The organism is Burkholderia sp. Tr-20355 (assembly GCF_017104685.1).
Lineage (GTDB): Bacteria > Pseudomonadota > Gammaproteobacteria > Burkholderiales > Burkholderiaceae > Burkholderia > Burkholderia seminalis.
The window spans coordinates 1-4,106 of record NZ_JAAGPK010000309.1 but is presented as its reverse complement, the minus strand read 5'-3'; the positions used below and the strand labels follow the sequence as shown (position 1 = coordinate 4,106).

General features: G+C 71.1%; 3 protein-coding genes. 1 reads left to right on the top strand and 2 read right to left on the bottom strand.

The genetic code is table 11. The annotated features are described in order from the left end of the window. Nucleotides 1-85: 85 nt before the first annotated feature. On the bottom strand, nucleotides 86-2,395 hold the full coding sequence (gene bcsB / locus G3N62_RS34670; protein ID WP_034186730.1) for a cellulose biosynthesis cyclic di-GMP-binding regulatory protein BcsB: 2,310 nt from the start codon (nucleotides 2,393-2,395) through the stop codon (nucleotides 86-88). Between the two features lie 475 nt (nucleotides 2,396-2,870). Between bcsB and G3N62_RS34665 the strand changes: the two genes are divergently transcribed. After that, complete coding sequence (locus tag G3N62_RS34665) at nucleotides 2,871-3,893, top strand: sensor domain-containing diguanylate cyclase (protein WP_124669775.1); 1,023 nt, start codon at nucleotides 2,871-2,873, stop codon at nucleotides 3,891-3,893. A 23-nt stretch (nucleotides 3,894-3,916) separates the two neighbouring features. Here the strand turns inward: G3N62_RS34665 and G3N62_RS34660 are convergent. Further along, on the bottom strand, nucleotides 3,917-4,106 hold a 190-nt coding region (locus tag G3N62_RS34660; RefSeq protein WP_206141500.1), incomplete at its 5' end, for a hypothetical protein.

Sequence of the window (4,106 nt, the reverse complement as noted above, 5' to 3'; positions counted from 1 at the left end):
TCACCGCAACCGCCAGCGCGAGTGTCGCGCCGACACGCCGCGCCGGCCGCGCTGCCCGTCGCTTCGTCATTGCCCGCGCCATCCGTTACATCCCCCGTCGACGCGCGGCGATCCTCTGCAGCACGCTGAACACGCCGAGCGCGAGCAGCAGCCCCGCGACGACGCCCACCGCGCCGAGCACGACCGGATGCCGCGCCGCATGCGTCCAGACACGCGCATACCACGGCACGAAACCGACCACGTAAGGCTCGCCGACCCGCAGGCTGTCGACCTGCCCCGGCCGCACCACCGCGAGGTCGCCCTGCAGCTGCGCGACGAGGCCGGCGTTCTCGAACACGTTGAGCAGATCGCCGAGACGCGGCTGGTCGGTCGCGGTCAGCGCGACGACGCTGCGTCCGTGGCTGCCCGGCAGCTCGAAACCGGCGAGCGCCGCGAGCGGCCCCGTCTGTTCGATATGCGCGCCGCCATCCGCGAGACCGACGCCGTTGCGCCAGCGCTCCTTCACCGAGAACGCGACGCGCGTCGCGCCGGCGCCGCCCTGCTCGCCGATCGCGAGCGGCAGCGCCGCACGCCAGTGCGCCAGCAACGGCGACGTGGGCGAGCCGTCGATCACGAGCAGGTCCTTGCTGCCCGCCAATGCGGCGACGTCTCCGGGCCGGGCGATCTGCACGCGCAGCGCCGGGAAGCCGGTCCATTCGCCCATGTGGCCGAGCATCGTCAGATAGGCCTCGAGTTCCTGCGGCGACGGCCGGTCGGGCAGCACCACGGCCGTCTGCGACAGGTCGGCGAAGCGCGTGAACGGGAAGCCGCTGTTCGCGAAGAACGCGAGGTTCGGCAGTTGCGCGTAGTGGACGAAATGCGAGAAGTCGATCGTCGAATCGGGATCGATCGCCGCGCGCTGCGGCTCGGTCGCCGTGCTCGAGCACAGGCCCGTTTTCTGCGAATCGAGCGTGAAGCGGAACTGCAGCTGGTTGCCGCTGCCGACGCGGAACGCGGGAATGTCGACATCGCTCGTCACGCGCCCTTCCGGCACCGACAGCAGCGGCAGCTGCATGCGGCCGTGCGCGTCCTCGGCATGGGCCGGCCCGAGCCGGTACGACTTCACGAGCTGGTCGTTGATCTCGACGGCGAGCGTCGAGTTGTCCTGCACGGTCGGCGCCGTGTAGCGGTAGCGCAGCGTGATCGGCACACCCGCGCCATTCCACGAGTGCAGATCGGCCGGCACGCGCAGGTTCAGCCGGATCGCGTCGGGCGTCGTGCCGCGCACTTCCAGCTGGCGCGGATCGTTGACGAGCTCGCGGAACGTGATCGGCCGGTTCACGGGCAGCCAGCGCGGCGCGTCGTACGGCTTGCGCGGTGCGCCGAGATCGACGTGCGCGACCGTCGCCGTCGGCCCCGACAGCGCCGCACGGCCGAGCACGAGCGCGGCGACCGCGTCGTCGACTTCGGCCGCCGTGCGGCCCGTGACGACCAGCAGCTTGCGCCCCGGCGCGGCCGGGTTGTCTGCGACCGCGAGCAGCGGTCCGTTGACCGGCGGCAGCGCGAGCCCGGCCGGTAGCGTCGCGGCCGTGCCGACCACCACCGCCTGGTCGTCGGCCGGCAGCGCGGACGATACCGGGAAGCGCGCATGCCGGTAATCGGCCAGCGCGCCGAACCACGACGCGAGCACACCCGCGCTGCGCAGCGTCGCCGAATCGGGCGCTGCCGGCAGCACGAACGGCAGCCGCACGCGGCCGTTGTCGCGCCGGTCGAAGAACGGCGCGGGCAGCAGCGCGAGATCGTTCGGCAAGCGCACCGGCGATTCGTCGAGGATCAGTTCGCTCGTCGGACTCACGTCGGCCCACAGCGCCGAGTTCGACGGATCCTCGCAATGGTCGAGCGTGTAGTGCGCGATCAGGCGCAGACCGATCTGGTTGAAATCCGAGAAGTAGCGCGGATCGATCGGAATCTCCTGCGTGACCGTGCGGCCCGCGCGCGCGGCGTCGAACGGGACGGTCGCGATCACCTCGCCGTTCACCGACACCTTCAGGTGCGACATCGGGAAGACCAGCGACGGCGAATACGCGTAGGTCAGGCGCAACCGCGCCCCCGTGACCACGCGGTCGAGCCGCACGCCGGCGTTGATCGTGCGCGCGTCGTCGGCGCCGCGCAGGCGCAGCGGATCGAACGCGCCGAGCGACGCAAACGGCAGATGCACGGTGGTCGCCGGCAAGCCGGCGGACGACGCGCTGGCCACGGCCGGCGCGGCCGCGAGCACCGGAGCGGACGCATCGGCGGGCCCGGCGGCCGACGCGGCGGCCGGCACCGCCGGCATCGGCGCGGCCGACAGCACTGCCGTGTGAAAAGCGCCAACCATGGCGACCGACAGGACGAGCAGCGACGCGGCCGGCTTCATGCGCCCCTCCGTGTCGTCTGGTTGATCCGGTCATCAAGCGCGTCCGAACCGACGCGCGTCAAGCAGCTATGCCCGTGAGTGCACATCCCCACTGCTTCCCCTCATATGGCGACCTGGCCTGATGCATTTATCGAAACGACGCGGCGGATTCTTTAACGGCCGTCGCCGTGCTGCGCGCGCCTGGCACGGGCGCGCGCCCATTCGTCACACTATCTCAAAAATAGGACAAAACTTACGCGAATTCGCGCCGATGAAGCGAAAAAAACCTCAATCGAGTCGGAAATGCTGCACGAGAGGGACGAATGGTAAGAATTGCGCCGTTGTCGCCGGGCGGGCCGAACGGCATACTGCCGGCGCCGTGCGGCTGGCCGGCGGCGGCCCGTGACGGACCGCCCGGGGCACGCCGCCGCGATGCGGCGCGTATGCTACCGCAAACCCGCGACGCCGGATGCGCTTTCTTTGATGGATCACTGACTTGAATCAAATCGTCGATACCGCCACCCCGTCCCCCGACACGCTGCTGCGCATCATCGCGGTGCAGACCGAAATCGCGAAGCTCGGCCTCGACCTCGGCAGCGTGATGGCCTACGTGGCCGAGCAGGTGCCGCAGCTCACGGGCGCGAGCGCCGCCGCGGTCGAGTTCGCCGAGGGCGACGACATGGTGTACCGCGCCGCGTCGGGCACCGCCGCCGGGATGCTCGGCCTGCGGCTGCGCCGCTCGGGCAGCCTGTCGGGCCGGTGCGTGCAGCAAGGCGAACTGCTGCACTGCGTCGATTCGGAAACCGACCCGCGCGTCGATCGCGACGCGTGCCGGCGGGTCGGGCTGCGCTCGATGCTCGTGATGCCGCTCACGCATGCGGACACGACCGTCGGCGTGCTGAAGGTGATGTCGCCGCACGTCAACGGCTTCTCGCCTGCCGACGCCGGCACGCTGCGGCTGACGGCCGGCCTGATCGCCGCCGCGATGTTCCACGCGGCGCGCAACGAGGCCAACGAGCTGTACCTGCGCGCGACGCACGACGCGCTCACGGGCCTGCCGAACCGCGCGCTGTTCTACGACCGCCTGCGCCAGTCGATGCATACGGCACTGCGCGCGAACGGCCGGCTCGGCATTCTCAACATCGACATGGACGGGCTGAAGCCGATCAACGACGGGCTCGGCCACCGCGCGGGCGACGCCGCGCTGTGCGAGATCGCCACGCGGATGCAGGGTGCGGTGCGGCGCTCGGACACGGTCGCGCGCATCGGCGGCGACGAATTCGCGGTGATCCTGCCGAACATCGGCACCCGCGACGACGCGCACACGCACAGCGCACGGCTCGCGCGGCAAGTCGGCGAACCGTTCGAATTCGACGGGCATGCGCTGCGGCTGGGCGTCAGCATCGGCGTCGCGATGCTGCCGGACGACGGCACCGACATGACCGCGCTGATCGAGCATGCCGATCGGGCCATGTATGAAGTGAAGCGCACGCGCTCGCGGCGCGCGGCGCACGCTTGACGGGCGGCGGGCGGCGGGCGGCGCTAACCGATCCGCGACACCGCGATCGCGATCCCGACCGCCAGCCACTGCACGATCGCCACGAGCACACCGGCCCGGCACAGCCCGACCGCGCCGCGCACGCGTGCATCGAGCGTACGGCCGGCCTTGGCCGCGTCGATCCAGCCGAGATCGGCGAGCGCGCGGTCGAGCGCCGCGAGCGCGTCGTCAACG

Coding starts and splice junctions, on each gene's coding strand:
- bcsB (WP_034186730.1), bottom strand. CDS start 2,395: ATGAAGCCGGCCGCGTCGCTGCTCGTCCTGTCGGTCGCCATGGTTGGC.